This window comes from Streptomyces sp. DH41, from assembly GCF_029813785.1.
GTDB lineage: Bacteria > Actinomycetota > Actinomycetes > Streptomycetales > Streptomycetaceae > Streptomyces.
Genome location: NZ_JARVKY010000007.1, coordinates 34,127 through 60,836, shown reverse-complemented (window position 1 = coordinate 60,836; position 26,710 = coordinate 34,127). Strand labels below are relative to the sequence as shown.

At 71.8% G+C, this 26,710-nt stretch carries 25 protein-coding genes; 14 read left to right on the top strand and 11 right to left on the bottom strand.

The window, feature by feature from the left end; genetic code table 11:
• Positions 1–28: 28 nt before the first annotated feature.
• Both meaB and QC283_RS13760 read right to left on the bottom strand, forming a co-directional pair.
• Positions 29–988 (bottom strand): methylmalonyl Co-A mutase-associated GTPase MeaB, encoded by a 960-nt coding sequence (meaB, locus tag QC283_RS13765; protein ID WP_279561775.1) that lies wholly within the window; start codon positions 986–988, stop codon positions 29–31.
• Between the two features lie 46 nt (positions 989–1,034).
• Positions 1,035–2,249 carry an acetyl-CoA C-acetyltransferase gene (locus QC283_RS13760; protein ID WP_279561774.1) on the bottom strand — a complete coding sequence of 405 codons (1,215 nt, stop codon included), beginning with the start codon at positions 2,247–2,249 and terminating at the stop codon, positions 1,035–1,037.
• A 149-nt stretch (positions 2,250–2,398) separates the two neighbouring features.
• On the opposite strand from QC283_RS13760, the gene mce reads away from it, so the two are divergent.
• From mce to QC283_RS13725, 7 genes are all read left to right on the top strand, one after another.
• On the top strand, positions 2,399–2,839 hold the full coding sequence (gene mce, locus QC283_RS13755) for a methylmalonyl-CoA epimerase (protein WP_279561773.1): 441 nt from the start codon (positions 2,399–2,401) through the stop codon (positions 2,837–2,839).
• Positions 2,840–3,072: 233 nt separating this feature from the next.
• Complete coding sequence (gene scy / locus QC283_RS13750) at positions 3,073–7,056, top strand: polarized growth protein Scy (RefSeq protein ID WP_279561772.1); 3,984 nt, start codon at positions 3,073–3,075, stop codon at positions 7,054–7,056.
• A 207-nt stretch (positions 7,057–7,263) separates the two neighbouring features.
• Entirely contained in the window at positions 7,264–8,199 is a 936-nt protein-coding gene (locus QC283_RS13745; protein ID WP_279561771.1) for a cellulose-binding protein, read from the top strand.
• A gap of 96 nt (positions 8,200–8,295) precedes the next feature.
• Positions 8,296–9,267, top strand: a complete 972-nt coding sequence (locus QC283_RS13740; RefSeq protein WP_279561770.1) for an ABC transporter ATP-binding protein — start codon at positions 8,296–8,298, stop codon at positions 9,265–9,267.
• Positions 9,264–10,040: an ABC transporter permease gene (locus QC283_RS13735; RefSeq protein WP_279561769.1), complete on the top strand. Its 777-nt coding sequence runs from the start codon at positions 9,264–9,266 to the stop codon at positions 10,038–10,040. Before QC283_RS13740 ends, QC283_RS13735 begins: the two co-directional genes overlap by 4 nt.
• Positions 10,041–10,182: 142 nt before the next feature.
• Complete coding sequence (locus QC283_RS13730; protein WP_279561768.1) at positions 10,183–11,523, top strand: ABC transporter ATP-binding protein; 1,341 nt, start codon at positions 10,183–10,185, stop codon at positions 11,521–11,523.
• Positions 11,520–12,389 (top strand): ABC transporter permease subunit, encoded by an 870-nt coding sequence (locus QC283_RS13725; RefSeq protein WP_279561767.1) that lies wholly within the window; start codon positions 11,520–11,522, stop codon positions 12,387–12,389. The genes QC283_RS13730 and QC283_RS13725 overlap by 4 nt, the downstream gene beginning before the upstream one ends.
• A gap of 36 nt (positions 12,390–12,425) precedes the next feature.
• On the opposite strand, the gene QC283_RS13720 is transcribed toward QC283_RS13725, so the two are convergent.
• Complete coding sequence (locus tag QC283_RS13720; RefSeq protein ID WP_279561766.1) at positions 12,426–12,758, bottom strand: ATP/GTP-binding protein; 333 nt, start codon at positions 12,756–12,758, stop codon at positions 12,426–12,428.
• Positions 12,759–13,036: 278 nt separating this feature from the next.
• Here QC283_RS13720 and QC283_RS13715 point away from each other — a divergent pair, with 278 nt between their 5' ends.
• Positions 13,037–14,065 (top strand): LLM class flavin-dependent oxidoreductase, encoded by a 1,029-nt coding sequence (locus tag QC283_RS13715; protein ID WP_279561765.1) that lies wholly within the window; start codon positions 13,037–13,039, stop codon positions 14,063–14,065.
• Between the two features lie 77 nt (positions 14,066–14,142).
• Here the strand turns inward: QC283_RS13715 and QC283_RS13710 are convergent, their stop codons facing one another.
• Positions 14,143–14,535 (bottom strand): SCO5389 family protein, encoded by a 393-nt coding sequence (locus QC283_RS13710; protein ID WP_230070388.1) that lies wholly within the window; start codon positions 14,533–14,535, stop codon positions 14,143–14,145.
• A 280-nt stretch (positions 14,536–14,815) separates the two neighbouring features.
• Between QC283_RS13710 and nucS the strand changes: the two genes are divergently transcribed.
• Positions 14,816–15,487, top strand: a complete 672-nt coding sequence (nucS, locus tag QC283_RS13705; protein WP_053137172.1) for an endonuclease NucS — start codon at positions 14,816–14,818, stop codon at positions 15,485–15,487.
• A 103-nt stretch (positions 15,488–15,590) separates the two neighbouring features.
• Here nucS and QC283_RS13700 read toward each other — a convergent pair whose 3' ends face one another.
• The 4 genes from QC283_RS13700 to QC283_RS13685 all read right to left on the bottom strand — a co-directional run bounded on the left by QC283_RS13700 (position 15,591) and on the right by QC283_RS13685 (position 20,748).
• Positions 15,591–18,263: an ATP-binding protein gene (locus tag QC283_RS13700; RefSeq protein WP_279561764.1), complete on the bottom strand. Its 2,673-nt coding sequence runs from the start codon at positions 18,261–18,263 to the stop codon at positions 15,591–15,593.
• Between the two features lie 312 nt (positions 18,264–18,575).
• The gene (locus QC283_RS13695; protein ID WP_279561763.1) at positions 18,576–18,899 is read right to left on the bottom strand and encodes an STAS domain-containing protein; all 324 of its coding nucleotides are present in this window, start codon (positions 18,897–18,899) and stop codon (positions 18,576–18,578) included.
• A 204-nt stretch (positions 18,900–19,103) separates the two neighbouring features.
• A complete protein-coding gene (locus QC283_RS13690) occupies positions 19,104–19,952 on the bottom strand; it encodes a 3-hydroxyacyl-CoA dehydrogenase family protein (protein WP_279561762.1) in 849 nt (282 codons plus the stop codon).
• A 154-nt stretch (positions 19,953–20,106) separates the two neighbouring features.
• Positions 20,107–20,748, bottom strand: a complete 642-nt coding sequence (locus QC283_RS13685) for a TetR/AcrR family transcriptional regulator (protein WP_279561761.1) — start codon at positions 20,746–20,748, stop codon at positions 20,107–20,109.
• A 93-nt stretch (positions 20,749–20,841) separates the two neighbouring features.
• Between QC283_RS13685 and QC283_RS13680 the strand changes: the two genes are divergently transcribed.
• Genes QC283_RS13680 through QC283_RS13670 form a run of 3 tightly spaced genes read left to right on the top strand, consistent with a single transcriptional unit; the run spans position 20,842 to position 22,988 of the window.
• Positions 20,842–21,624: an ABC transporter ATP-binding protein gene (locus QC283_RS13680; RefSeq protein WP_279561760.1), complete on the top strand. Its 783-nt coding sequence runs from the start codon at positions 20,842–20,844 to the stop codon at positions 21,622–21,624.
• A gap of 28 nt (positions 21,625–21,652) precedes the next feature.
• Positions 21,653–22,402, top strand: a complete 750-nt coding sequence (locus QC283_RS13675) for an ABC transporter permease (protein WP_279561759.1) — start codon at positions 21,653–21,655, stop codon at positions 22,400–22,402.
• Between the two features lie 13 nt (positions 22,403–22,415).
• Positions 22,416–22,988, top strand: coding sequence for a cob(I)yrinic acid a,c-diamide adenosyltransferase (locus QC283_RS13670; RefSeq protein ID WP_279561758.1), 573 nt, complete (start codon positions 22,416–22,418; stop codon positions 22,986–22,988).
• Here QC283_RS13670 and QC283_RS13665 read toward each other — a convergent pair whose 3' ends face one another.
• Together QC283_RS13665 and QC283_RS13660 are read right to left on the bottom strand one after the other, a co-directional pair.
• Positions 22,989–23,183 (bottom strand): DUF5708 family protein, encoded by a 195-nt coding sequence (locus QC283_RS13665; protein ID WP_279561757.1) that lies wholly within the window; start codon positions 23,181–23,183, stop codon positions 22,989–22,991. It lies immediately after the preceding gene.
• Positions 23,180–23,767, bottom strand: coding sequence for a hypothetical protein (locus QC283_RS13660; protein WP_279561756.1), 588 nt, complete (start codon positions 23,765–23,767; stop codon positions 23,180–23,182). The genes QC283_RS13665 and QC283_RS13660 overlap by 4 nt, the downstream gene beginning before the upstream one ends.
• 152 nt (positions 23,768–23,919) lie before the next feature.
• On the opposite strand from QC283_RS13660, the gene QC283_RS13655 reads away from it, so the two are divergent.
• Positions 23,920–25,116 carry a sensor histidine kinase gene (locus tag QC283_RS13655; RefSeq protein WP_279561755.1) on the top strand — a complete coding sequence of 399 codons (1,197 nt, stop codon included), beginning with the start codon at positions 23,920–23,922 and terminating at the stop codon, positions 25,114–25,116.
• Positions 25,113–25,754, top strand: a complete 642-nt coding sequence (locus QC283_RS13650) for a response regulator transcription factor (protein WP_279561754.1) — start codon at positions 25,113–25,115, stop codon at positions 25,752–25,754. Before QC283_RS13655 ends, QC283_RS13650 begins: the two co-directional genes overlap by 4 nt.
• A gap of 191 nt (positions 25,755–25,945) precedes the next feature.
• Here the strand turns inward: QC283_RS13650 and QC283_RS13645 are convergent, their stop codons facing one another.
• Positions 25,946–26,230 carry a hypothetical protein gene (locus QC283_RS13645; protein ID WP_279561753.1) on the bottom strand — a complete coding sequence of 95 codons (285 nt, stop codon included), beginning with the start codon at positions 26,228–26,230 and terminating at the stop codon, positions 25,946–25,948.
• Positions 26,231–26,710: the final 480 nt, after the last annotated feature.

The following is a 26,710-nucleotide window of genomic DNA, read 5'->3' as shown; positions in this document are numbered from 1 at the left end:
GGCCGCACCGGCGTTTCCGGCCTCGGCGTCAGCCGCTCGTCGTCAGCCCCGCCACCAGTTCGTCCGCCGCGCGGTACGGGTCCAGCTCGCCCGCGACGATGCGTTCCGCCAGTGCGCCGAGGCGGCGGTCTCCGTGGAGGTCGCCGATGCGTTCGCGCAGGGTGGTGACGGCGATGGTCTCGACCTCGCGGGCGGCGCGGGCCCGGCGGCGTTCGGCCAGGACGTCCCGTTCGTCCATCCACGCGCGGTGCTTCTCCAGGGCCTCGACGACCTCGTCGACGCCCTCGCCGCGCGCGGCGACCGTCTTGACGATGGGCGGGCGCCAGTCGCCGGGGCCCCGGGACTCGCCGAGGCCCAGCATGTGGTTCAGCTCGCGGGCGGTCGCGTCGGCGCCGTCGCGGTCGGCCTTGTTGACGACGTAGACGTCGCCGATCTCCAGGATTCCGGCCTTGGCCGCCTGGATGCCGTCGCCCATGCCCGGGGCGAGGAGGACGACGGAGGTGTCGGCCTGGGAGGCGATCTCGACCTCGGACTGGCCCACGCCGACCGTCTCGACGAGGATCACGTCGCAGCCGGCCGCGTCGAGGACGCGGATGGCCTGCGGCGCCGACCAGGCGAGGCCGCCGAGGTGGCCGCGGGTCGCCATCGACCGGATGTAGACGCCCGGGTCGGACGCGTGCTCCGACATCCGGACGCGGTCGCCGAGCAGGGCGCCGCCGGAGAAGGGGGAGGACGGGTCGACGGCGAGGACGCCGACCCGCTTGCCCTGCTTGCGGTACGCCGTCACCAGGGCCGAGGTGGAGGTGGACTTGCCGACGCCCGGCGAGCCCGTCAGACCGACCACGTAGGCCCCGCCGGTCAGCGGCGCGAGGGCCGCCATGACCTCCCTGAGCTGCGGGGACGCCCCCTCCACCAGGGAGATCAGCCGGGCCACGGCCCGCGGCCGGCCTTCCCTGGCCTGGGCGACCAGCGAGGAGACGTCCTGCATCACAGCTCCGTTCAGCGACGTTGGGTGAGAAAGTCGTACCGCGCGCTCAGGCCTTGGGTACCCGCACGATCAGCGCGTCGCCCTGGCCGCCACCGCCGCACAGGGCCGCCGCGCCGACGCCGCCGCCGCGCCGCTTCAGCTCGAGCGCCAGGTGCAGCACGAGCCGGGCGCCGGACATGCCGATGGGGTGGCCCAGGGCGATGGCACCGCCGTTGACGTTCACCTTTTCGGTGGATACGCCGAGGTCCTTCATTGACTGCACGGCGACGGCCGCGAACGCCTCGTTGATCTCGATCAGGTCGAGGTCGCCGACCTCCAGGCCCTCCTTCTTGAGGGCATGCTGGATGGCGTTGGACGGCTGCGACTGCAAAGAGTTGTCCGGGCCGGCCACGTTGCCGTGGGCGCCGATCTCCGCGATCCACTCCAGGCCGAGCTCCTCGGCCTTGGCCCTGCTCATGACGACCACGGCCGCCGCACCGTCGGAGATCTGCGAGGAGGAGCCCGCGGTGATCGTGCCGTCCTTCGAGAAGGCCGGGCGCAGCTTGCCCAGGGACTCGGCGGTGGTGTCGCCGCGGATGCCCTCGTCCCTGCTGAACAGGACCGGGTCGCCCTTGCGCTGCGGGATCTCGACCGGGGTGATCTCGGCGTCGTAGACGCCGTTCTTCTGGGCGGCGGCCGCGCGCTGGTGGGACAGGGCGGCGATCTCGTCCTGGGCGTCGCGGGCGATGCCGAGACGGGTGTTGTGCTTCTCGGTGGACTCGCCCATGGCGATGTCCTCGAAGGCGTCGGTCAGGCCGTCGTGGGCCATGGCGTCGATCATCTGGACGGCGCCGTACTTGTAGCCCTCGCGGGACTTCGGCAGCAGGTGCGGGGCGTTGGTCATGGACTCCTGGCCGCCCGCGACGACCACGTCGAATTCGCCGGCGCGAATGAGCTGGTCGGCGAGCGCGATGGCGTCGAGGCCGGAGAGGCACACCTTGTTGACCGTGAGCGCCGGGACGTTCATGGGGATGCCGGCCTTGACGGCGGCCTGGCGGGCCGGGATCTGCCCGGCGCCGGCCTGGAGCACCTGGCCCATGATCACGTACTGGACCTGGTCGCCGCCGATCCCCGCACGGTCGAGGGCGGCCTTGATCGCGAAGCCGCCGAGGTCGGCTCCGGAGAAGGACTTCAGCGAGCCGAGCAGCCGCCCCATCGGGGTGCGGGCACCCGCGACGATGACGGAGGTCGTGCCGTTCGTTCCAGAAGTTGCGGAAGACATGAGCTGCGATCCCCTTTTCCGGCCCGCACAGGCCGAGGAGTGAACGAGGGTTTACTCGAATGTACTGAGCGGTATCCCGCCCGTCACCGGGCTGTCGGTGTGATCGCGCGCACGTTGCGTAACCACCTCCGGAGCGCTGCAATCAATGCATGCTGACGCGAATCGACCACATCGGAATCGCCTGCCACGACCTCGACGCGACCGTCGAGTTCTACCGTGCCACCTATGGCTTCGAGGTGTTCCACACCGAGGTCAACGACGAGCAGGGTGTGCGTGAGGCCATGCTCAAGATCAACGATACGTCGGACGGCGGCGCCTCGTACCTCCAGCTCCTGGAGCCCATCCGGGAGGACTCCGCGGTCGGGAAGTGGCTGGCCAAGAACGGCGAGGGCGTCCACCACATCGCTTTCGGCACGGCGGACGTGGACGCGGACGCCGCGGACATCCGGGGCAAGGGCGTACGCGTTCTGTACGAGGAGCCGCGGCGCGGTTCCATGGGGTCGCGGATCACCTTCCTGCACCCCAAGGACTGCCATGGCGTACTGACAGAACTGGTCACTTCGGCGGCCGTTGAGTCACCTGAGCACTGACTCTCGTACATATGGGCCGGTAGGGTTGGGTGCGGTCGCCGCTCAGTCCAGGGTGACCCGGTCCTGTCGTCTGTGGTGGCGGGACCGCCGGGGTCGTGTTTCGGGGGTCGAACGCCGGGGCAGAAGCGCATGCTCCGCCGTTGATCTGACACCATTCCCCGGGGGCCCCGTCCGGCGGACGGACGGAGCTCGTTCGGGAAGATTTGCGACCAGGGGACGGATGGGACCGCGCAGTGCGGGGCTACGAGAGCCAGGAGCGAGAGCCGGCGGCTGACGTCGACCACCTCTCTCGGTTCGAGGCCGAGATGAAGCGGCTGAAGACCGAGCGGGAAAAGGCGATCCAGCACGCCGAGGACCTCGGCTACCAGGTCGAGGTGCTGCGCGCCAAGTTGCACGAGGCGCGGCGCACCATCATGTCCCGGCCCGCCTTCGACGGCGGCGACATCGGGTACCAGGCCGAGCAGCTGCTGCGCAACGCGCAGACGCAGGCCGACCAGCTGCGCTCGGACGCCGAGCGGGAGCTGAGCCAGGCGCGGGCGCAGACCCAGCGCATCCTCCAGGAGCACGCCGAGCAGGCCGCCCGGCTCCAGTCCGAGCTGCACCAGGAGGCGGTGACCCGGCGCCAGCAGCTGGACCAGGAGCTGGCCGAGCGCCGGCGGACCGTCGAGTCGCACGTCAACGAGAACGTGGCCTGGGCCGAGCAGCTGCGCGCCCGCACCGAGCAGCAGGCCCGCCGGCTGCTCGACGAGTCCCGGGCCGAGGCCGAGCAGGCCATGGCGGCGGCCCGCGCGGAGGCGGAGCGGCTGACCTCCGAGGCCCGGCAGCGGCTGCGCAGCGACGCCGAGAGCGCGCGCGGTGAGGCCGAGCAGATCCTGCGCCGGGCCCGCGCCGACGCCGAGCGGCTGCTGAACGCGGCCTCCGAGCAGGCGCAGGAGGCCACCGACCACGCCGAGCAGCTGCGCAGCTCCACCGCCACCGAGTCGGAGGCCACCCGCCGCCAGGTCCAGGAGCTGAGCCGGACCGCCGAGCAGCGCATGACCGAGGCCGAGGAGGCGCTGCGCAAGGCGCAGACCGAGGCCGACAAGGTGCTCACCGAGGCCAGGGAATCCGCGGCCAAGGCGCTCGCGAGCGCCGAGCAGACCAACGAGCAGCGCACCCGTACCGCCAAGGAGCAGGTCGCCCGGCTGGTCGGCGAGGCCACCAAGGACGCCGAGTCGACGAAGTCCGAGGCCGAGCAGCTGGTCGCGGACGCCCGCGCCGAGGCCGAGAGGATCGTCGCCGAGGCCGCCGAGAAGGCCCGCACGATCACCGCCGAGGAGTCGGCCACCCAGCTGTCCAAGGCGGCCAAGACCGCCGAGGACGTGCTGAACAAGGCGTCCGAGGACGCCAAGCGGACCACGAAGGCCGCCACCGAGGAGGCCGAGCGGATCCGCACCGAGGCCGAGGCCGAGGCGGACCGGCTGCGCGCCGAGGCGCACGACATCGCCACCCAGCTCAAGGGTGCGGCGAAGGACGACACCAAGGAGTACCGCGCCAAGACGGTCGAGCTGCAGGAGGAGGCGCGCCGGCTGCGCGGCGAGGCCGAGCAGCTGCGGGCCGACGCGGTCGAAGAGGGCGAGAAGCTCCGCGCCGAGGCCCGCAAGGAGGCCGTGGCGCAGATCGAGGAGGCCGCGAAGACCGCCGAGGAGCTGCTCGCCAAGGCCAAGGCGGACGCGGACGAGCTCAGGCAGACCGCGGCGGCGGACGGCGAGAAGGTCCGTGCCGAGGCCATCGAGCGGGCGACGACCCTGCGCCGGCAGGCCGAGGAGACCCTGGAGCGCACCCGCGCGGAGGCCGAGCGGCACCGCGCGGAGGCCGCCGAGCGGGCCGAGGAGCTCCAGGCCGAGGCCGAGCGCACCGCCCGCGAGCTGCGCGAGGAGACCGAGCGTGCCGTCGAGGCCCGCCGGGAGGAGGCCGCCGAGGAGTTGACGCGGCTCCAGACCGAGGCCGAGGAACGCCGCACGGCGGCCGAGCAGGCGCTGACCGAGGCCCGCGAGGAGGGCGAGCGGATCCGCCGCGAGGCCGCCGAGGAGAGCGAGCGGCTGCGCACCGAGGCCGCCGAGCGGATCCGTACGCTCCAGCAGCAGGCCGAGACCGAGGCCGAGCGGCTGCGTACCGAGGCCGCCGCGGACGCCTCCGCCTCCCGCGCGGAGGGCGAGGCCGTCGCCGTACGGCTGCGGTCCGAGGCCGCGGGCGAGGCGGAGCGGCTGAAGTCGGAGGCGCAGGAGAGCGCCGACCGGGTGCGGGCGGAGGCGCAGAGCGCCGCCGAGCGCATCGCCGCCGAGGCCTCCGAGACGCTGGCCGCCGCCCAGGAGGAGGCCGCCCGGCGCCGCCGCGAGGCCGAGGAACTGCTCGGCGACGCCCGGCAGGAGGCGGACCAGGAGCGCGAGCGGGCCCGCGAGCAGAGCGAGGAGCTGCTGGCCTCGGCGCGCAACCGCGTGGAGGAGGCGCAGGCCGAGGCGACCAGGCTGGTCGAGGAGGCCGACCGGCGCGCGACCGAGATGGTGTCGGCCGCCGAGCAGCACGCGACACAGGTACGGGAGTCCGTCGCCGGGCTGCACGAGCAGGCCCAGGAGGAGATCACCGGACTGCGCAGCGCCGCCGAGCACGCGGCGGAGCGCGTCCGGCGCGAGTCCGAGGAGGAGGCGGACCGGGTCCGCGCCGACGCCTACGCGGAGCGGGAGCGGGCGAGCGAGGACGCCGGACGGCTGCGGCACGAGGCGCAGGAGGAGACGGAGGCCGCCAAGGCGCTGGCCGAGCGGACGGTGTCCGAGGCCATCACGGAGGCCGACCGGATCCGTGCGGACGTCTCCGAGCACGCCCAGCGGGCGCGCACGGAGGCCTCCGACGCCATCGCCGAGGCCGAGCAGTCCGCGTCGCGTACCCGGGCGGACGCCCGCGAGGACGCCAACCGCATCCGGTCCGACGCGGCGACGCAGGCGGACACCCTGATCACCGAGGCGCGCTCCGAGGCGGAGCGGCTGACGACGGAGACGGTGGCCGAGACCGACCGGCTCCGGACGGAGACCGTCACGGAGGCGGAGCGCGTCCGCACCGAGGCGGCCGACGAGGCCGGGCGGGTACGCACGGAGGCGGCCGGCGAGGCGGAGCGGCTTCGGGCCGAGACGGTCGCCGAGGCCGACCGGGTCCGGGCCGAGGCGAGTGCCCGGGCCGAGCAGCTGATCTCGGACGCCACCGGGGAGGCGGAGCGGCTGCGCGCCGAGGCCGCCGACACGGTCGGCTCCGCCCAGCAGCACGCCGAACGCCTGCGCACCGAGGCGGAACGCGTCCGGACCGAGGCGGCGGCGGAGGCCGAACGGGTCACCACGGCCGCCCGCGAGGAGGCCGAGCGCACCCTCGACGAGGCCCGCAAGGACGCCAACAAGCGGCGTTCGGAGGCGGCCGAGCAGGTCGACACGCTCATCACGGAGACCACGGCCGAGGCCGACAAGCTGCTCACCGAGGCCCAGCAGCAGGCCCAGAAGGCCACCGCGGACGCCGAGTCGCAGGCCGACACGATGGTCGGCGCGGCCCGCACGGAGGCCGACCGGATCGTCGCGGAGGCGACGGTCGAGGGCAACACCCGGGTGGAGAAGGCCCGTACGGACGCGGACGAGCTGCTGGTCGGGGCCCGCCGGGACTCGACCGCCATCAGGGAGCGCGCGGAGGAGCTGCGCGAGCGGCTCACCTCCGAGATCGAGGAGTTGCACGAGCGGGCCCGCCGCGAGGCCGCCGACACGATGAAGTCGGCCGGCGACCGCTGCGACGCGCTCGTCAAGGCCGCCGAGGAGCAGCTGGCCAAGGCGGAGGCGAAGGCCAAGGAGCTGGTGTCGGAGGCCAATTCCGAGGCCGGCAAGGTGCGTATCGCCGCCGTCAAGAAGGCGGAGGGGCTGCTCAAGGAGGCCGAGCAGAAGAAGGCGTCCCTGGTCCGGGAGGCCGAGGCGATCAAGGCCGAGGCGGTCGAGGAGGCCAGGCACACGGTCGAGGAGGGCAAGCGCGAGCTGGAGATCCTGGTGCGGCGCCGCGAGGACATCAACGCGGAGATCTCCCGGGTGCAGGACGTGCTGGAGGCGCTGGAGTCCTTCGAGGCGCCGACGGGCGGCGGCAAGGACAACGGGGTCAAGGCGGGAGCAACGGTCGGTGCCCCACGTTCGGGTGGCAAGTCGTCAGACGGCTAGCGCCGGGCGCGGATCGGGTGTCTCCTGGAGATCTTTGGCCGGATCGCTGTCCAGACCCTTGACCATGACTTTGGCAAGCCTTCCGGGGGTCAGCCACCCGAAAGAGGGGTCATTCTCCGTACCAAACGTGCATCCGCTCGATGACTCACCGCATTGGCGCCTAGGATTCCCTCTATCACCTCACCGGTCTCTTTCGACAGGAACCCCATGAGCGACACTTCCCCCTACGGCTTCGAGCTTGTGCGGCGTGGGTACGACCGCGCTCAGGTGGACGAACGGATCTCCAAGCTCGTCTCCGACCGTGACAGCGCTCTCGCCCGCATCACCGCTCTGGAAAAGCGCATCGAGGAACTCCACCTCGAAACCCAGAACGCCCAGGCCCAGGTCAACGACGCCGAGCCGTCGTACGCCGGTCTCGGTGCCCGGGTCGAGAAGATCCTGCGTCTCGCCGAGGAAGAGGCGAAGGACCTGCGTGAGGAGGCCCGGCGCGCGGCCGAGCAGCACCGCGAGCTCGCCGAGTCGGCGGCCCAGCAGGTGCGCAACGACGCGGAATCGTACTCCGCGGAGCGCAAGGCCAAGGCCGAGGACGAGGGCGTCCGGATCGTCGAGAAGGCCAAGAGCGACGCCTCGCAGCTGCGTTCCGAGGCGCAGAAGGACGCGCAGTCCAAGCGCGAGGAGGCGGACGCCCTCTTCGAGGAGACCCGCGCCAAGGCCGCCCAGGCCGCCGCCGACTTCGAGACGAACCTCGCCAAGCGCCGGGAGCAGTCCGAGCGCGACCTGGCCTCCCGTCAGGCCAAGGCCGAGAAGCGCCTCGCGGAGATCGAGCACCGCGCGGAGCAGCTGCGTCTGGAGGCGGAGAAGCTGCGCACGGACGCCGAGCGCCGCGCCCGCCAGACCGTCGAGACGGCGCAGCGCCAGGCCGAGGACATCGTGGCCGACGCGAACGCGAAGGCGGACCGGATCCGTTCGGAATCGGAGCGCGAGCTCGCGGCCCTCACCAACCGCCGCGACTCCATCAACGCGCAGCTGACCAACGTGCGCGAGATGCTGGCGACGCTCACGGGCGCCGCGGTCGCCGCCGCCGGTACGCCGGCCGAGGACGAGCCGGCCTCCCGCGGGGTGCCGGCCCAGCAGTCCCGCTGACGCGGGACGTACGCCGGCCGAACAAGGACGGAACAAGGACGAAGCCTTCTGTCACTGGGGTGGCAGTGGGCTTCGTCCCGTTTTACCGTGGGCGCCATGATCGAGCTCGAGGGGCTGACCAAGCGGTACGGCGAGAAGGTGGCGGTCAACAATCTCTCCTTCACCGTCAGACCCGGCATCATCACGGGTTTCCTCGGACCCAACGGCGCGGGCAAGTCGACCACCATGCGGATGGTGCTGGGCCTGGACCGGCCCACCGCCGGCGACGTCCGTATCGACGGCAAGCACTACGACCAGCTCAGGGACCCGCTGACCTACATCGGCGCGCTGCTGGAGGCGAAGGCCTGGCACGGCGGGCGCAGCGCCTACAACCATCTGCTGTGCCTGGCGCAGAGCAACGGCATTCCGGCCAACCGGGTGCGTGAGGTGCTGGACACGGTCGGACTCTCGGCGGTCGCCCGGAAGAAGACCAAGGGCTTCTCCCTCGGCATGGGCCAGCGGCTCGGCATCGCCGGCGCGCTGCTCGGCGACCCGCGGATCCTGATGTTCGACGAGCCGGTCAACGGCCTCGACCCCGAGGGCATCCACTGGATCCGCAACCTGATGAAGACACTGGCCTCCCAGGGCCGTACGGTCTTCGTCTCCTCCCACCTGATGAGCGAGATGGCGCTGACGGCGGACCATCTGGTGGTCATCGGCCAGGGCAGGCTGCTGGCGGACACCTCGATGGCCGACTTCATCGCGGAGAACTCGCGCAGTTACGTCCGGATCCGCACCCCGCAGCGCGAGCGGCTGCTCGACGTCCTGCACGGCGAGGGCATCACGGTCGTCGAGGCCGGTGCCGAGGTCCTCGAGGTGGACGGTGACAGGTCGGAGGCGATCGGGGAGCTGGCGGCACGGCAGCAGATCGTGCTGCACGAGCTGAGCCCGCAGCGGGCCTCGCTGGAGGAGGCGTTCATGCAGCTGACCGCGGAGTCCGTCGAGTACCACGCGCACGACGGGCAGCCGCCCGGCGCGGTGCCGCCGCAGCAGCAGCAACAGTGGGGCAGCGACTGGAGGAAGGGATGAGCATGGCGGCGACACAGGTCGTCCGGTCCGAGTGGACCAAGATCCGGTCGGTCGCGTCCACCGTGTGGACGCTGGGCCTCGCCGTGGTCGTCACCATCGCCCTCGGCATGCTGATCTCGGCGCTGTCGAAGAGCGAGTTCGGCAATCTGAGCGAGCGGGACCAGCTCTCCTTCGACCCGACCTTCATCAGCTTCGCCGGGACGAGCCTCGGCCAGCTGGCGATGATCGTCTTCGGGGTGCTGGTCGTGGGGAACGAGTACAGCTCCGGCATGATCCGCACCTCCCTGGCCGCCGTGCCGCAACGCGGCACCTTCCTGTTCAGCAAGATCGCCGTGGCCACGGTGCTCGCCCTCGTGGTGAGCATGGTCACCAGCTTCGCCACCTTCTTCCTCGGGCAGGCGATGCTCGGCGACCTCAAGGCGTCGATCGGCGATCCGGGCGTGCTGCGCGCGGTCATCGGCGGCGGCCTCTACATGACCCTGATCGCGATGTTCTCGATGGGCGTCGCCGCGATGCTGCGCTCACCGATGCTGTCGCTGGGCATCCTGATGCCGTTCTTCTTCCTGATCTCCAACATCCTGGGCAACGTCCCGGCGACGGAGAAGATCGGCCGGTTCCTGCCCGACCAGGCCGGCAGCAAGATCATGCAGGTGGTCACGCCGATCGACGACGACGTCCCGTACGGTCCCTGGGGCGGCCTCGGGATCATGGCAGTGTGGGTGATCGCGGCACTCGTCGGCGGGTACGTTGTGCTGAAGAAGCGGGACGCCTGAGGACCGGGCGGACGCTGGACGGGTTCCGTCCGTGCCCGGATTTTGCCCGGGCTTGAACGGAACCGTCAGCGCCTCGTTATCCTCCTAACCCTTACGGGGGCGTGTGCCCTGCTGTCCCTGAACCTTTCGATGGGTGCGGAGCATGATCGAGGCTGTCGGCCTGACCAAGCGCTACGGCGACAAGACCGCCGTGTACAACCTCTCCTTCCAGGTGCGGCCCGGCGCCGTCACCGGCTTCCTGGGGCCCAACGGCTCGGGCAAGTCGACGACGATGCGGATGATCCTCGGCCTGGACAACCCGACCTCCGGGCATGTGACGATCAGCGGCCACCCGTACCGCAAGCTGCCCAACGCCGCCCGCCAGGTCGGGGCACTGCTCGACGCCAAGGCGGTGCACGGCGGCCGGGCCGCCCGAAACCACCTGCTGAGCCTGGCCCAGCTCTCGGGCATCCCGGCCCGGCGCGTGGACGAGGTGCTCGGCGTGGTCGGCCTCCAGGACGTGGCCAGACGGCGTTCCAAGGGCTTCTCCCTCGGCATGGGCCAGCGGCTCGGCATCGCCGCGGCACTGCTCGGCGACCCTCAGGTGCTGCTGTTCGACGAGCCGGTCAACGGCCTCGACCCCGAGGGCATCCACTGGGTCCGCAACCTGATGAAGGCGCTCGCCGCGGAGGGCCGTACCGTCTTCGTCTCCTCGCACCTGATGAGCGAGATGGCGCTGACCGCCGACCACCTGATCGTCATCGGGCGCGGCCAGCTGCTCTCCGACATGAGCGTGAAGGACTTCATCTCGGCCAACTCCGCCGACTTCGCGCGCGTGCGGACGCCGGACAGCGAGCCGCAACTGCGCGAGAAGCTGACGTCCGCGCTGACCGAGGCGGGCGGACAGGTGCTGCCCGAGCAGGACGGCGGGCTGCGGGTGATGGGGCTGCCGCTCCCCCGGATCAGCGACATCGCGCACGACAGCGACGTACGGCTGTGGGAGCTGTCGCCGCACCAGGCCTCGCTGGAGGAGGCGTACATGCGGATGACGCAGGGCGCCGTGGACTACCGGTCGACCGCCGACCAGAAGGCCGGGCTCCAGCAGCCGCTGCCGCCCGGCGCGCAGCCGCCGATGCCGGTGCCCGGACAGGGCCAGCCCGGCTGGTACGCCCCGCCGCCGCCCCAGCAGGGCTCCCAGCCCTTCCCGCCGCCCCAGGGCGCGCCGGGCCAGGCCCCGGCGGGACCGTACGGCGCCCCGGCCGCGCCCGGCGCGGTGCCGGGCGGTCCGCCCGTCAACCCGTACGCGGCGCAGCAGGTCCCGCAGAATCCTCAGATCCCGCAGGCGCCGCAGGCCCCGCAGGCCCCCCGGACCCCGCAGCCGCAGCAGGCGCCCGCCCCGGTCACCGCGCCGCCCGGCGCCGCTCCCTCGCCCTCACCCACGCCCCCGCCGTCCCCCGCGCCCGCGCCCGTCACCGACCCGACCAAGTCCGAGGACGCCCGATGAGCACGCCCCAGCCCCCGACGCAGCAGGCCGCACCCGACTGGCAGGCGGCGCCCGGATCTCCGTACCCCACCTACACGTCGCCGATCCCGGTGGTGCGCACGCACCTCGGCCACGCGCTCGCCTCCGAGTGGACGAAGATCAAGTCGGTGCGCTCGACGATGTGGACGCTGGGCGTGTTCGTCCTGCTGGTCGTCGGCATCGGGCTGCTGACCGGCCTGGTGGTGGCGAGCACCTCGTCCGACCTCACCGGTGCGAACTCCCTGGAGCTGGGCTTCTTCGGGCTGCTCCTCGGCAGCATCTGCGTCATCACCCTCGGTGTGATGACCACCGCCTCGGAGTACGGCACCGGCATGGTGCGGACCACGATGACCGCCTGCCCGAGCCGCGGCCGGGTCCTCGCGGCGAAGGCGATCGTGTTCTTCCTGGTGGCCTTCGTCGTGACGCTGGTGTGCACGGCGCTCGTCGCCCTCGCGCACACGGCGCTCCTGGAGGGCAACGGGGCCGACGCGCCCACCGGCGGCGAGTGGCTGAAGGCCACGTTCGGTGTCTCGTTCTACATCGCGCTGCTCGGGCTGCTGTCGCTCGCCATCGGCTCGATCATCCGGCACTCCGCGGGCGCCATCACGATCATGATCGGGACGCTGCTCGCCCCCCTGGTGATCGCGTTGTTCATGTTCACCGAGTCGCTCAGGGACGTGCAGCAGGCGCTGTTCGAGTACTCGATCCCCAACCAGATGAGCATCTTCTACGCCAACTCGCTCAGTGACTCCGGTCCGTCCGGCTGGGACCCGCTGTGGATCATGCTCGGCGTGACGGCCGTCGCGTACGCCGGCGCGTACGCGCTGCTGGAGAAGCGGGACGTGTAGGAGCGGAAGGTTCAGCAGCGCAACGTGTAGGGGCGCTCAGAACTTCGGCGCGTTACGGGACCGCTGCACCCGCGTGGTGCGGCGGTCCTTCGCGTTCCAGCAGGACTTGTGCCAGTGCCGGCGGTCGTCGACGCCCGAGTGCGCCGGCCAGGCCACCACATGCGGGACACCGCCCGGGATGAGCTGGTCGCAGCCCGGGCAGCGGTACGACTTGCCCTGGGCGCTCGCGCCCGCCACATGCCGTACGCTCCAGTCCTCGCCCTGCCAGCTCTCCGACGACTGCCAGCCGCCGTAGCGGCCGGAGCCGTCGTCCTCGGCGCTCCGGCCGGACGAACCGGCTGCCTTGGGTCGGTTGCGACGCGGGGACACGGGACACCTCACGGAGCTCTTCGGGGAATGCGGGCGGCGTCCAGCCTACGCGGCACGGACAGGGGTACACGTACGCCTCCAACCACCGCAACTCCCCCCGGAGGGCTCGCGCGGGAGCCGTCGCGGCCCCCTCGCGACAGCCGATACAGCACCGCCACAACGGCTGATTCTGTAGACAATCCGCAAATCCCTCCGCCCGGCCGTGTCCTCGGCACGTGTCAGACGGTTATGCCCTGTGGGGGAGCTCCGTGTCGGAGCCGAGGAAGCAGGAAAAGGCAATGCGCGTAGGAAGTTTCGTGTTGGGCGCCCAGTTCCCGGGCCAGGGCCAGGGGGAGGCGCTGCACCGCGCGGTCCGCTCGGCCGAGGTGGCCGAGGAGGCGGGACTCGACACGGTCTGGCTGGCCGAGCACCACTTCGTGCCGTACGGCACATGCCCGTCGGCCGTCACGCTGGCCGCGCTGCTGCTGGGCCGTACCCGTCGTATCCGGGTCGGCACCGCGGTCAGCGTACTGCCCACCGCCCACCCCGTGGCACTCGGCGAGCAGGCCGCGCTGCTGCACGTCACGAGCGGCGGCCGGTTCTCGCTGGGCGTGGGACGGGGCGGCCCGTGGGTGGACCTGGAGGTGTTCGGCGCGGGCCTGGAGGCGTACGAGGAGGGCTTTCCGGAGTCACTCGATCTGCTGGTGCGCTGGCTGCGCGAACCGGCCGTCGGCGCCTTCGGCGAACGCTTCAGGTTCCGTGAGGTGCCCGTCGTGCCGCGCCCCTCCGAGTCCCTGACGGAGGGCGCGGGCCCGGAGGTCGTCGTCGCCTGTACCTCCCCGGCGAGCGTGCGCACGGCGGCCGAGCGGGGGCTGCCGATGCTGCTCGGGATGCACGTCGGGGACGAGGAGAAGGCCGAGATGGTGGCCCTGTGGCGCAGGCACGCCCGTGCGGCCCGGCGGCCGGCGGCGGAGATCGACCACGCGGGCCATGTGTCGGCCGGCGTCTGCCAGATCGCGGACCGTCGCACGGACGCGGCGGAGACCCTGCTCAAAGCCATGCCGGGCTGGCTTCGGCAGGGGCTCGGCGCCCATGTCACGGTGGACGACCGCCCCCGGCGGATGCGCGACCCGCACGCCTACACCGAACTGCTCTGCGGACTGCACCCGGTGGGGCCGCCCCGGCTGTGCGCGGACCGGCTCGCGGCGACCGGCGAGCGGACCGGCATCAACCGCTTCGCCCTGCTCGTCGAGGGGTCCGGAGACCTCGCGGCGACCGAGGAGAACGTACGGCGGCTCGGAGCCGAAGTACTCCCCCAGCTCCGCTGAGAAGGTGGGCGGGGGCTTGCCGCTCCGGTACGAACTGCACCTCCCTCGTACGGAACGGCAAGCGGACGACCGTCGCGTCAGCAGTCGCGGAACTCGGGCGACTGGTTAAGTACCTGGCTGCGTACCGAGGTGAAACGGGTCAGCTTCTCGTCGACGGAGGAGTCCAACGGGAACACCGCCACCCGGTGGCAGTTCTGGAAGGCCAGCCGCACTCCGAAGTGCCGCTGCAGTGCACCGCGTATGGCGTCACTCGCGAGCGCGCGCAGCAGCTGACCGCGCGCCTGCTCGTCCGGCGGGGGCGTCTGGTTGTCGGCGAACGCACCGCCGTCGACCTTCAGCTGTGCCACCAGGGCGCTGACCATCTCCCATGCGTAGGGCAGGGAGGTCCGGACGCAGTCGACGAAGGCTGCTTCGTCGACCTCGCCTCGCTCGGCCTGTTCGAGTAGGGCCGGTGAGACGTCGAGCGACATGGGTTCTCCTCTCGCACCCCCGACTGACAGGGGTTGCCGGACAGTTAAGGGAGTGCGCGATTTTGAACACGCTGCGTACATACCTCGCGACCTCCCGTTCAATACCGTAAGCAACCGATCGTGACCGCACCAGGAGAATGCCTATATGCGCCCCATCCGGTAGGCAGACAATCGGCCAGTGCGCAAGGTGGGGCCAATGGGAGAAGTGGGGCAGCCCGCGGGGCCACCCCGGCACGGGCGAATCGCGTCGGGCCGGGCGCGTCGAGTAGCGTTGCCGACCATGCGTCTCGTCATTGCCCGCTGCTCCGTCGACTACGCCGGGCGGCTCACCGCCCACCTGCCCTCGGCCCCCCGGCTGATCCTGGTCAAGGCGGACGGCAGCGTCTCGATCCACGCCGACGACCGGGCCTACAAACCCCTCAACTGGATGTCGCCGCCCTGCACCCTGAAGGAGGGCACGGGCGAGGAGGAGGGCGTCTGGACCGTCGTCAACAAGGCGGGCGAGAAGCTCATCATCACGATGGAGGAGATCCTCCACGACTCCTCGCACGAACTGGGCGTCGATCCCGGCCTGATCAAGGACGGCGTGGAAGCGCACCTCCAGGAGCTGCTCGCCGACCGTATCGAGACGCTGGGCGAGGGTTACACCCTCATCCGCCGCGAGTACATGACCGCCATCGGCCCCGTCGACATCCTGTGCCGGGACGCCGAGGGCCGGACCGTCGCGGTCGAGATCAAGCGGCGCGGCGAGATCGACGGCGTGGAGCAGCTCACGCGCTACCTGGAACTGCTGAACCGCGACCCCCATCTCGCCCCGGTGCGCGGCGTCTTCGCCGCCCAGGAGATCAAGCCGCAGGCCCGCGTCCTCGCCACGGACCGCGGCATCGGCTGCCAGGTGCTGGACTACAACGCCATGCGCGGCATCGAGGACGACAAGCTGCGGCTGTTCTGAGCGGGAGCCACGTCGCGTCACGTCACCTCACGTGCGGGAGGGCCGGGTCCGTGTGACGGACCCGGCCCTTCCGCGCTCTGTTCCTCGCCGCCTCGGCGAGCGGTCAGATGATCTGGCTTGTCGCTGATCCGGTCCTGCTCGGCGTCCCCGTGCCCGTCCCGGTGCTCGCGGTGCTGCTCTGCGAGGCGGTCGCGGTGCCGGCGGGGGAGCTGGCGGTGGTGGGCGGCGTGACGGGGCCGCTGGCGCTGTTGGACGTCTCCGGGGTCGACGGCAGCGGCGGCGCCGTGCTGGTGGGCGTCTCCTCAGGGGTGCTGGGCTCGTCCGTGGTCGTGCTGGGCTCGGGGTCCGGCTCCGTGTCGGTGGGCTCCGGCGAGGTCGGGTCCGGCGGCGGCTCGTCGGACGTGGGCGGCTTGGACGGCGAGTCCGGGTCGTCCGGCTCGTCCGAGTCGCCCGGGCCCGGCGACGACGGGTCGTCGGGCTCGCCCGAGTCGCTCGCGTCGTCCGACGGCGACGCCGAATCCGTCGGCGTCGGGTCGTCCGACGTACCGAGGGTGCCGTCCGGACCGGGATCGGTCGGCCGGCCGGTCGCCCCGCCGGTGTCGCCCGAGCCCTCGCCGTCGTCCTCCGGCCGGTCCGCGCCGAGGCTGCCGTCGTCGACACCCTGGCTGGCCGACGGGTTGACGCCGACCTGGTCGGAGGGGTTTCCGGCGTCGTTCTCCGACGTGGCGCCGAGGGTCACCACCGTGCCGAGCACGGCGACGAGCAGCGCGCCCGCTCCGGCGGCCACCAGATTGCGCCGCGCGAAGCCCTTGATGTTCACGCCCGCCTTGTGGGACGGCCCGGTGGACGGGTCCCGGCTGGTGACCAGGGTCGGGGACTGCGGAGGCGGCTGGAGCGGCGGGAAGGGCGCGGGTACGCCCCCGGGCGGCGACGCCGACTCCTCGTTCCGGGCGTCGGGCACCTCCTCCCCCGCGGTCGGGCCGAAGGCGACGGCGCCGAATCCGGCGGCGGCTCCCGCTCCGCCGAACGCGCCCGCGCCGCTGCCGAGGCCCGGCGTGTCCCCGGTCCGGTCGGCGACCAGCGCGAGGGCGCGGCGGCCCGCGACGGCACCGCGCTTGTCGGACAGCGCGCCGCGCAGCCCGATGGACGCCTCCAGCTCGGCGCGGGCGCGGTCGAGCTGTCCCTCGCACAGCGCGAGGACGCCGAGTTCGTGGTGGAAGTAGGCCTGTTCGGCGACGTCACCGGCGAGCCGGGAGGCCTCGGTGCCGGAGCGCAGCGCCCGCTCCCAGGCGCTCCAGTGCAGCCCGGCGGCGAACGCGGGCGCCGCGGTCCGGGCCAGCTGGACGGCGGGGCTGTCCTCGTCGTCCGCGGGCGGGACCGTCGCCGGCGTCAGCACGGCGAGGGCGGCCAGCACGGCGTCGGCCTCGGCGCAGACCCGCTCCGGGGTGACCGAGGGATGCCCGGCCCACCAGGCGTAGTGCTGGGCGGCGGCCAGCGTCCGTTCCCGTACGTCGTCGGCGTATCCGGCGCTCTCCAGCTGGGCGAGCACCCCGGCGGCGAGCCGGTAGCGGGAGCCGACCGGAGAGAGAAGTCCGCAGTCGGTCAGCTCGCCGAGGGCGGCGTCCGCGTGGGTGTCGCCGATCAGGGCGGGCAGATGCGCCTGGTGCGGTACCTCTCCGCCGAGCGCGACGGCGAACTCCAGGGTGGCGCGCGCGGAGGCACTCAGCCGCGAGGCGAGCAGCGGCGCGGGCGCGGCGGCCTCACCGAGGGACGGCAGGGGCACCTCGTCGGCCTCTGCGGCGTCGTAGGGCGTGTCGTCGGCCGGGAGGGCGTCGGCGAAGACGCCGAACTCGTCGACGGCGTCGGCGCCGGCCCGCTGCCGGTCGCGCCGGCGGAGCAGCGCACCGGCCTGGACGAAGCGCAGCGGCAGGCCCTCGGACTCGAACCAGAGGTCGCCGGCCCAGTTGGCCTCCTCGTCGGTGAGGGTCCGGCCGGCGGCGCGCTCGAGCAGTTCCACGCCGTCCGAGCGGTCCAGTCCGGTGAGGAAGACCTCCTCGACGGCCGAGTCGGCGGAGGGCGAGGGCACGTCCGGGGTCGCGCCGATCAGGAAGGCGCACTCGGGGGTGGCGTCCAGCAGCTCGTCGAGGGCGGCGCCGCCGAACTCGACGTCGTCCAGGACGACGACCGCGCCGACCTCCCGGAGCCGGGCGAGCAGCTCGTCGCGCTCCGGGCGGTGCAGGGGCGCGCGGTGGACGGCGTAGAAGAGGTCGTGGAGCAGGTCGCCCGCCGTGCGGTGGAAGCCGCTGAGCCGGACGACTCCGTCGGGCGCGAGGCCCGCGCAGTCCTCGGCGACGACGTCGAGGAGGCTGGTGCGGCCGGAGCCGGCGGGGCCGGTGAGGCGGACGGACCGGCCGCGGGCGAGCAGCCGCACCAGGCGTTCACGCTCGTCCTCGCGGGCCAGCAGGCCCAGCACGGTCCGGACCGGTCCCGGTGGGACGGGCGGCCTCGCGGCGCGCTCCGCCTCGGTCCGTTCGGCCGCGGTGAGCTTCTCGGGCCGGGCGGGCCGCTCCGTGGGCGGGCAGACCTCGATCTCGCTGCCGTCGACGGGATTGACGGTGAGCAGGAAGTCGCCGGACACGAGCTGCACCGTGCGGGCGAGCGCGGGTGTGTGCTGTCCGAAGTCGGATGTGAGGGGGTCCCTGGGCGGGCGTGGGCGCGGCGCCTGGTGGTCGCCGTCTTGGCCGTGCTCCTCGGGTCCCCGGTTGTTCGGGTCCATAGGTTCAAGCCCCCCAAAAGCGTCGTGTGCGGGCCCGGGTCGGGACCACCCCTCCCGGCCTTGCCGCACACCGCGCTGTCGCTTCTGGTCCGGTCCCGCCAGTGGGTCACAAAGTGGCGGGCAGCCAGACCCTAAACCTTCGCTCAGTATCTCCGACAGTCCGGGGTGCCGACCCGTCCAAGACGTCACAGTCTCGTGAGGATTGCGTGTGTCGGGTGTTTGTCGGGCGGTTCGCCGAGTGGTGTCCGGGTCTCCCCGGCCCACCGGGCCACACCGGCCCGTGGCGTCACAACCTCGCGCCACACCCTGGCGTCACACCCTGGGCAGGGTCTCCACGCCGATGCCGCCCTCGATGGCCAGGATCCGGTGCAGTCGGGTGGCCACCAGCAGGCGCTGCATCTGCGGCGGTACGCCGCGCAGCACCAGTCGCCGGCCGCAGCGGCCGGCCCGCCGGTGGGCCCCCATGATCACGCCGAGTCCGGTGGCGTCCCAGGAGTCCAGTTCGGTCAGGTCCAGCACCAGGTCGCCGACTCCGTCGTCGACGGCCGAGTGCAGGACCGTACGGGCGTCCGCCGCGCTGCGGACGTCGAGGCGGCCCCCGACGACCAGCTCGACGTGGTCGCCCCTGATGTGCATATGCGCTCCCCGGCGTGCGTCTTTGTCGTCTCTTCGATTCTTCGTGGTGATTCTTCGTGATGCTTCGTGATGCTTCGTGTGGTCTCTCGGCGATATCAGGTGTTACAACCTCTGACTGGCCGAAACGATCAGAGGTTGCTACCTGTAAGCGAACCGATACCGAATTCACCCCGGCGTGTGACGTTCGCCGGGGCTGACGCGATCTCAGTGCTTGTAGAAGCCCTGCCCGCTCTTGCGGCCGATGTCACCGGCGTCCACCATCCGGCGCATCAGCTCCGGCGGGGCGAACTTCTCGTCCTGGGACTCGGTGTAGATGTTGCCCGTGGCGTGCAGCAGGATGTCGACGCCCGTCAGGTCGGCGGTGGCCAGCGGTCCCATGGCGTGGCCGAAGCCCAGCTTGCAGGCGAGGTCGATGTCCTCGGCGGTGGCGACGCCCGACTCGTACAGCTTCGCCGCCTCGACGACGAGGGCGGAGATGAGGCGGGTGGTCACGAAGCCGGCGACGTCGCGGTTGACGACGATGCAGGTCTTGCCGGTGGACTCGGCGAACTCCCGTGCGGTGGCGAGCGTTTCGTCGCTGGTCTTGTAGCCGCGCACCAGCTCGCACAGTCGCATCATCGGGACCGGTGAGAAGAAGTGGGCGCCGACGACCCGCTCCGGGCGCTCGGTCACGGCCGCGATCTTGGTGATCGGGATGGCGGAGGTGTTGGACGCGAGGATCGCCTCGTCCTTCACCAGCTTGTCGAGCGCGCGGAAGATCTCGTGCTTGACTTCCAGCTTCTCGAAGACGGCCTCGACGACGACGTCCGCGTCGGCGACGGCGTCCAGGTCGGTGGTGGCGGTGATGCGCGCGAGGGCGGCCTCGGCGTCGTCGGCCGCGAGCTTCCCCTTCGCCACGAACTTGTCGTACGAGGTACGGATGCCGTCGGTGCCACGCCGGAGCGCTTCGTCGGTGACGTCGCGCAGGACGACGTCCCAGCCCGCCTGGGCGGAGACCTGGGCGATTCCGGACCCCATGAGTCCGGCTCCGATGACGGCGAGCTTCCGTGCCACTGTGCGACTCCCCTGATGCAGGCTTTCCTCGAGGGCCTGCCCGGCCCTGTCTTCTCGGCCGGAGATTATCGGGAGTGAGGGGCTGTGTGACCGGTTAGTAACGCGCGTCACGTCTCAAATGACGGACATCACACCCAGGTGTGCCATCCGGGTGTCACCTCGCGCCCCGTACGGCGTAGTTGAGCACCTTCTCGCTCAACAGCTCCTCCATCTCGTCCAGCAGTACGAGGATGTCACGGGACACCTGGGACGGCTTTCCTCCCGCGACCATGCGCTGCCCGATGGCCGCGAGGACCGTGCCGTGCAGCCAGTTGATCTGACCGGCCATCAGGGCGGGTGTCATGTCGTCCTCCGTGCCGCCGGTCTCCTCGCGCAGGGTCCGCTCCAGGTCGAGGAGCACCTCCTGGCCGATCGCCCACATCCGTGAGCGCAGGGCGGGCGACTCCTGGATGACCGTCATGAACTGCGCGTAGCCGTCCATCAGCCCGACGCGGGGCGAGACGGTCTCGACCTCCTCGCGCAGCTCGCGCAGCACGGCCCGCGCCGCCGACTCCCCCGCGCTCCGGCCCCGCACCCAGCGGGAGAGCCGGTCGATGACGCCCTTGGAGCGGTCGAGGAAGAGGTCCTCCTTGGCCGGAAAGTAGTTGTAGACGGTGTTGACGGAGACGTTCGCGGCGTCCGCGACCTCCGCCACCGTCACGGCCTCGAAGCCGCGTTCCAGGAACAGGCCCGTGGCGACATCCGAGATGTACTGCCGGGTCTGCCGCTTCTTCCGTTCCCTGAGTCCCTCCGCCATGTCCGCATCCTAGCCGCGCCGGAGCCGATGACTGGAGCCACTGAAAACTTGGGGTCGTTGCAAAATTTCAGTGGCTCTGTTTTTCTGGGCGGCATGGCAATCATCAGTGCGGCCGGTCTGGCCCGTACCTTCGAGACGAAGCACGGCCCGGTCGAGGCGGTGCGCGGCATCGACCTGGCCGTCCGCGAGGGCGAGATCCTCGGCTTCCTGGGCCCCAACGGCGCCGGCAAGACCACCACCCTCCGGATGCTCACGACGCTGCTCGCCCCCACCGGCGGGGCGGCCACCGTCGCGGGCCACGACCTGGCGACGGACCCGGCGGGAGTACGTGCGGCCTGCGGGTACGTGGCGCAGTCGGGCGGAGTGGACACGCAGATCACCGTGCGGGAGGAACTGGTCACCCAGGGCCGCCTGTACCGCCTGTCCAGGGCGCGGGCCGTCGAGCGCGCCGGGGAGCTGGCCCGCGACCTGGACCTGACCGAGCTGCTCGACCGCAAGTGCGGGGCGCTCTCCGGCGGTCAGCGGCGCCGGCTGGACATCGCGATGGCGCTCACGCACCGCCCGAAGGTGCTCTTCCTCGACGAGCCGACGACCGGCCTGGACCCGGGCAGCCGCGCCGCCCTGTGGGACCTGGTCCGCCGGCTGCGCGACGAGCGGGGCACCACCGTGTTCCTCACCACCCACTACCTCGACGAGGCCGACGCCCTCTCCGACCGCCTGGTGGTCGTGGACCGGGGCGTGGTGGCGGCCGAGGGCACCCCCGGCGCGCTGAAGCTGGAGTACGGCGGTTCACTCGACGCCCCGCTCCAGGACACCTTCCTCGCCATCACCGGCCGCAGCGCCGCAGCCGCGGACGCGGCCCCCGTAGCCGTATAGAACCCCGACGATCCGAGGACCGCCCCCGATGCTGCTCCACGACACCGGCCTCATCTACGGCCGCTATCTGCGCCAGTCCCTGCGCTCCCGCTTCGCGCTGCTCTTCGGCGTGCTGATGCCGCTGCTGTACCTGCTCTTCTTCGGCCCGCTGCTGACCGAGCTGCCGCTCGGCGGGCAGGGCAGCTCCTGGCAGGTGCTCGTCCCCGGCCTGCTGCTCCAACTCGGCCTCTTCGGCGCCTCCTTCGCGGGCTTCTCGATCATCATCGAGAACGGCCAGGGGGTGGTCGAGCGGATGCGGGTCACACCCGTCAGCCGCCTGGCGCTGCTGCTGGGGCGGGTACTGCGGGACGCCACCGTCTTCGCCTTCCAGGCGGTGCTGCTGGTACTGGCGGCGCTGGTGATGGGCCTGCGCGCGCCACTGCCCGGCGTGCTCATCGGCTTCGCGTTCGTGGCCCTGCTCACGGTGTCGCTGGCGTCGCTGTCGTACGCGCTGGCGATGAAGGTCCGCACCCCGCAGGAGTTCGGGCCGACGGTCAACGCGCTCACCATGCCGTCGATGCTGCTGTCCGGCCTGATGCTGCCGATGACCCTGGGCCCGGCCTGGCTGGACGTGCTCTCGCACCTGATGCCGTTCCGCTACCTGGTCGACGCGGTCCGGGACGCGTACGTCGGCTCCTACGCGACGGCGCACATGCTGTACGGCGTCCTGGTCGCCGTCGCCCTCACCGCGCTGGCCGTGACGGTGGGCACACGTGTCTTCCGCACCGCCGGAGCCTAACTACGCTGACCCCATGGTCAACCTGACGCGCATCTACACCCGGACCGGCGACCAGGGCACCACCGCCCTCGGGGACATGAGCCGGGTCCCCAAGACCGACCTGCGCATCTCCGCGTACGCGGACGCCAACGAGGCCAACGCGGTGATCGGCACGGCGATCGCCCTGGGCGGCCTCCACGAGGAGGTCGTCAAGGTCCTCGTCCGCGTCCAGAACGACCTGTTCGACGTGGGCGCCGACCTGTCGACACCGGTGGTGGAGAAGCCCGAGTTCCCGCCCCTGCGGGTCGAGCAGTTCTACGTCGACAAGCTGGAGGCGGACTGCGACCGCTTCCTGACCGAGGTGGAGAAGCTCCGCTCCTTCATCCTGCCCGGCGGCACACCCGGCGCGGCCCTGCTGCACCAGGCGTGCACGGTGGTCCGGCGGGCCGAGCGCTCGACGTGGGCGGCGCTGGAGGTCCACGGCGAGTCGATGAACCCGCTCACCGCGACCTACCTGAACCGCCTCTCCGACCTGCTCTTCATCCTGGCCCGCGTGGCCAACAAGGAGGTCGGCGACGTGCTGTGGGTGCCGGGCGGGGAGCGCTAGCTAGCCGTGCCCGCGGCGCGCCGACCGGAACAGGCCCCACCCGGTCTGCGCGCCGCCGACGCACATCATCACGATGCCGACCTTCATCAGGTCGACGACGGGGACGTCCACGTCACCCGCGAACAGCCAGAGGGCGAGGCCGGCCACGAAGGTGGCCCCGCCCTCCCACAGCGAACGTTCCGCCAGGCCCCTCATCGGCGCGCGCCCTCCTTCTCCTTCGCCGCCTCCGGCGTGGCCGCAGCCGTCCCGGCCGGGTCCTTCTTCGGCCAGATCAGGTAACCGAGCGCCACCAGGCCGTGGATCGCGGCGACCCTGATGGCCACCCACTGGAAGGCCCGCAGGGACGACACGTCTCCGTCACCGACGTACCAGACCGCGCCCTGGAGCAGCGCGAGCGCCACGGCCGCGCCCAGCAGCGTGCGCGCGAACAGACGGCCTTCGTGCCGGGCCCGGGCCTTGCCGTAGCGCGGGGCCTTCGGCGGTGGCGGGCCGCCGGCCAGGCGGTGGGCGGCGTGGCCGTCGAGCCAGCGGATCGTGTAGTGGCCGTACGCGACCGTGTAGCCGATGTACAGCGCCGCCAGGCCGTGCTCCCAGCCCGGCTCGGCGCCGTTCCTCAGGTCGATCGCCGTCACGGCGAACAGCACCAGTTCCAGGACGGGCTCGCACAGCAGCAGGAACACGCTGGTGCGGCGCCACTTCAGCAGGTAGCGGGCGGCCAGTCCGAGCGCCAGCAGCACCCAGAAGCCGACCTCGCAGGCGATGATCAACGCGACGACCATGACGTACTCCCTTCGTTCACCCTTCCAGGCTCCCGTGGGAATCCGCCGCGTTCGTCGTCGCCGGTGACGAACCTCCGGTACATCGAAGGATGCAGTGCGGGACCGTCCCCCGGGATCAGGCGCGCGGAACCCGGGCCGTGTTGGATGGTGGCATGGCCGTACGACTCCCCCGCCCGCACCGCTTCGACGTGTACGCCGCGTCGGCGGGTCTGCTGGGCGGACTGCTGCTGTGGGGCATCGGTCTGGGCGTACGGCCCGCCGGAGAGCCGGTCGTACTGTTCGACGGCCGCTGGCCGCTGCTGGTCCCGCTCGCCGTCATGGCCGGCTGCGAGCTGGTCCGCCGCGCCGCGCCGCGCACCGGGCTGCTCATCGGCACCGCCGCGCTGATCGCGGACACGCTCACGCAGGGCAGCCTGGTCACGGTGATCATGTACACCGACGTGATGTACGCCGCCGTCCTGTACGGTCCGCCGGCCTTCGCCCGCCGCGTCCCGTGGATCACCGGGCTGCTCACCGTGGCCGCGACGCTGGTGCCGTTCGCCGTGTGGCGGGTGCCCGAGGTGCTGCTCATCGGGGTCGCCGTCGCCTTCGTGGCCTTCGCGCCCGCCTCGACGGGGCTGATCGTGCGCAGCCACCGCGAGGCCGCCGACGCCGCGCTGCTGCGGGCCGAGCAGACCGCGCTGCTGGCCGAGATGGACCGGGTCCAGGCGGTGACCGCGGAACGCTCGCGGATGGCGCGCGAGTTGCACGACATGGTCGCCAACCACCTCTCCGCGATCGCCATCCACTCCACGGCCGCGCTCTCCTTGGACGATCCGGCGACGACCCGGCAGGCGCTCGGTGTGATCCGCGAGAACAGTGTCGAGGGGCTGGCCGAGATGCGACGCCTGATCGGCATCCTGCGGGACGACGTCGGGGACAGGGAGCCGGCCGCCGCCCCCACGCTCGACGGCCTGGACGCGCTGGTGGGCGGCGCCCGCGCCAACGGACTGGACGTCGTCCTGGAGACCGTGTCCGGCGAGGGGCTGCCGGCGCCGGTCGAGCTGGCCGCGTACCGGATCGTGCAGGAGTCGCTCACCAACGCGCTCAAGCACGCCTCGCGGGGAACGGTACGGGTCGGGCTCGCCCGGCGCGACGACGTCCTGTGTGTCCGGGTGACCAGTCCGTACGGCGAGCGGGAGGCGCCCCGCGCGCCCGGTTCCGGAGCCGGTCTGGTCGGCATGCGGGAACGGGCCGCGCTGCTGCACGGCACGTTCGAGGCCGGGCCGGTGGCGGACCCCGAGTCGGCGGGCGGCAAGATCTGGTGCGTACGCGCCGCCCTGCCCCTGACCGAAGGAGACCTGCCATGATCCGCGTCCTGGTCGCCGAGGACCAGTCCGCCGTCCGCGCGGGACTGGTGCTGATCCTGGGCAGCGCACCGGACATCGAGGTGGTCGGGGAGGCCGCGGACGGCGAGCAGGCGGTGGCGCTCGCCCGGGAACTGCGGCCCGACCTGGTGCTGATGGACGTACAGATGCCACGTCTGGACGGGGTGTCGGCGACCCGGCTGGTGGTCGCCGAGCAGCTCGCCGACGTGCTGGTGCTGACCACCTTCGACCTGGACGAGTACGTGTTCGGGGCGCTGCGGGCGGGGGCCGCCGGCTTCCTGCTGAAGAACACGGAGGCGAAGGACCTGCTGGCGGCCGTGCGCACGGTGGCGAGCGGTGAGGGGATCGTCGCTCCGGCCGTCACCCGGCGTCTGATCGCCGAGTTCGCCGCGAAGCCGGTCCGGGAACCGGCCGCCGATCCGGCGGTGCTGGCGGACCTGACCCGGCGCGAGCGTGAGGTCCTGTCCTGCCTCGGCGAGGGCCTGTCCAACGCGGCGATCGCCGAGCGGCTGAACATGGCCGAGGCCACGGTGAAGACGCACGTCAGCCGGCTGCTGGGGAAGCTGGGACTGCGCAGCCGCGTACAAGCGGCGGTGCTGGCCCAGGAGTTGCGCGTCTAGATCCCGCGGGCCCCGGCCCCCGCGGGGTCCGGCGGGCCCCGGCGCACACCGGTCTCCCGCCTGGCCCCGGGCACAAGAAAGTGGCCCCCGAAGTGAAACGGGGGCCGCTGGTAAAGGCAAGCAACCAGTCGCCTCTGGGCCGGGCCGGGAAAGCTGTCAGCGACGGCTCGCCCGGCCACCGGTCAGTGGTACTAGTCCTTCTTGACGAAGAAGGCGGCCTCGGCGCTGTTGTCGCTCTCGTCGACGATGGTGAGCTCCTTCTCCTCCTCCTCCTTGTTGTTGTCGGAGCAGTCGATGTTGTTGTTGGCGGCCGAGAGGATCGGGATGTCGATGACCTCGACGACGTCGCAGCTGAGGACCTGCGAGTTGTTCTCGAACTTCGAGGTGTCGTCGTCGGCGGCAGCGGCCGTGCCGGCGGCACCGCCGGCCATGACCAGCGCGGTGACGGTGCAGGCGAGCGCCTTCTTGAGAGCCATGCGGATTTCCTCCTGAGTGGGGTGTGTGATCACCGAAGGCGTGCGCCCGGATGGGCTTCACACAATCGGCGGGGTGCGCCGGACTCGGACGTTCACAGCCGGACTTGACTGCGTTTCCGTTCGGCTATCAATGCAACGAATCCATACCCCGCGAGTTCTGCTCCAACGGAGTGAATTGCGGGCCGCGGGCGCCGGACGCGACCTTCCGTCCGCGCCAACGGGCTACCAGGTCTCGCATTTCTTTGCCTTCGCCTGCACGCTCAGTATTGTTCGGCCGCGGGCAACTGCGACCGATGAGGACTTCTCGTCCTGCGCAGGTGCCACAGACCCCGTTCCCGACTCAGACAGGACCCGAGGAATGTTGAGCACTCGTCTGGCCGTTCTCTCGCTGTGCGCGGTGCCCCTGGCAGCCCTGCAGGCCGGAACCGCTCACGCGGGAGAAGAAGACGCGAGGTTCGTGAACAACACCCAGATCCTCTC

Excerpts from the sequence above, each read along its gene's own strand:
- meaB (WP_279561775.1), bottom strand. The coding sequence starts at position 988 with ATGCAGGACGTCTCCTCGCTGGTCGCCCAGGCCAGGGAAGGCCGGCCG.
- QC283_RS13760 (WP_279561774.1), bottom strand. The coding sequence starts at position 2,249 with ATGTCTTCCGCAACTTCTGGAACGAACGGCACGACCTCCGTCATCGTC.
- mce (WP_279561773.1), top strand. The coding sequence starts at position 2,399 with ATGCTGACGCGAATCGACCACATCGGAATCGCCTGCCACGACCTCGAC.
- QC283_RS13745 (WP_279561771.1), top strand. The coding sequence starts at position 7,264 with ATGAGCGACACTTCCCCCTACGGCTTCGAGCTTGTGCGGCGTGGGTAC.
- QC283_RS13740 (WP_279561770.1), top strand. The coding sequence starts at position 8,296 with ATGATCGAGCTCGAGGGGCTGACCAAGCGGTACGGCGAGAAGGTGGCG.
- QC283_RS13735 (WP_279561769.1), top strand. The coding sequence starts at position 9,264 with ATGAGCATGGCGGCGACACAGGTCGTCCGGTCCGAGTGGACCAAGATC.
- QC283_RS13730 (WP_279561768.1), top strand. The coding sequence starts at position 10,183 with ATGATCGAGGCTGTCGGCCTGACCAAGCGCTACGGCGACAAGACCGCC.
- QC283_RS13725 (WP_279561767.1), top strand. The coding sequence starts at position 11,520 with ATGAGCACGCCCCAGCCCCCGACGCAGCAGGCCGCACCCGACTGGCAG.
- QC283_RS13715 (WP_279561765.1), top strand. The coding sequence starts at position 13,037 with ATGCGCGTAGGAAGTTTCGTGTTGGGCGCCCAGTTCCCGGGCCAGGGC.
- QC283_RS13710 (WP_230070388.1), bottom strand. The coding sequence starts at position 14,535 with ATGTCGCTCGACGTCTCACCGGCCCTACTCGAACAGGCCGAGCGAGGC.
- nucS (WP_053137172.1), top strand. The coding sequence starts at position 14,816 with ATGCGTCTCGTCATTGCCCGCTGCTCCGTCGACTACGCCGGGCGGCTC.
- QC283_RS13700 (WP_279561764.1), bottom strand. The coding sequence starts at position 18,263 with ATGGACCCGAACAACCGGGGACCCGAGGAGCACGGCCAAGACGGCGAC.
- QC283_RS13695 (WP_279561763.1), bottom strand. The coding sequence starts at position 18,899 with ATGCACATCAGGGGCGACCACGTCGAGCTGGTCGTCGGGGGCCGCCTC.
- QC283_RS13685 (WP_279561761.1), bottom strand. The coding sequence starts at position 20,748 with ATGGCGGAGGGACTCAGGGAACGGAAGAAGCGGCAGACCCGGCAGTAC.
- QC283_RS13680 (WP_279561760.1), top strand. The coding sequence starts at position 20,842 with ATGGCAATCATCAGTGCGGCCGGTCTGGCCCGTACCTTCGAGACGAAG.
- QC283_RS13675 (WP_279561759.1), top strand. The coding sequence starts at position 21,653 with ATGCTGCTCCACGACACCGGCCTCATCTACGGCCGCTATCTGCGCCAG.
- QC283_RS13670 (WP_279561758.1), top strand. The coding sequence starts at position 22,416 with ATGGTCAACCTGACGCGCATCTACACCCGGACCGGCGACCAGGGCACC.
- QC283_RS13665 (WP_279561757.1), bottom strand. The coding sequence starts at position 23,183 with ATGAGGGGCCTGGCGGAACGTTCGCTGTGGGAGGGCGGGGCCACCTTC.
- QC283_RS13660 (WP_279561756.1), bottom strand. The coding sequence starts at position 23,767 with ATGGTCGTCGCGTTGATCATCGCCTGCGAGGTCGGCTTCTGGGTGCTG.
- QC283_RS13655 (WP_279561755.1), top strand. The coding sequence starts at position 23,920 with ATGGCCGTACGACTCCCCCGCCCGCACCGCTTCGACGTGTACGCCGCG.
- QC283_RS13650 (WP_279561754.1), top strand. The coding sequence starts at position 25,113 with ATGATCCGCGTCCTGGTCGCCGAGGACCAGTCCGCCGTCCGCGCGGGA.
- QC283_RS13645 (WP_279561753.1), bottom strand. The coding sequence starts at position 26,230 with ATGGCTCTCAAGAAGGCGCTCGCCTGCACCGTCACCGCGCTGGTCATG.